Origin of the sequence: Bradyrhizobium sp. TM233 (assembly GCF_036247965.1) — a bacterium.
Lineage (GTDB): Bacteria > Pseudomonadota > Alphaproteobacteria > Rhizobiales > Xanthobacteraceae > Bradyrhizobium > Bradyrhizobium ottawaense.
Genome location: NZ_BTIG01000334.1, coordinates 1 through 285, shown reverse-complemented (window position 1 = coordinate 285; position 285 = coordinate 1). Strand labels below are relative to the sequence as shown.

The following is a 285-nucleotide window of genomic DNA, read 5'->3' as shown; positions in this document are numbered from 1 at the left end:
TTGGAGAGAATTCGACGCCAGAATCCTGAGGGGCAACAAAATGTTGCTGCCGTTGTTGAACAATTGTTGAACCAACATGGCTTTAATGTGGGTTTTGCGAACAGGCCCCATTTTATCTCAGCCTTCACTGAGGAAGTTCTCGAAGCAGAGCTCCCTCGAGGTTGGAAAGTCCCAAAGTTTACTAAGTTTTCCGGGGACTCAGGAGAGTCCAATGTAGAACACGTGGCGAGATACCAGATTGAAGCTGGAGACTTGGCCATCAATGAAAATTTGAAAATGAAGTAT

General features: G+C 45.6%; 1 protein-coding gene. It reads left to right on the top strand.

Going from position 1 to position 285, the window contains the following annotated elements; genetic code table 11:
- On the top strand, window positions 1-285 hold a 285-nt coding region (locus AABA86_RS34430; RefSeq protein WP_338309919.1), incomplete at both ends, for a hypothetical protein.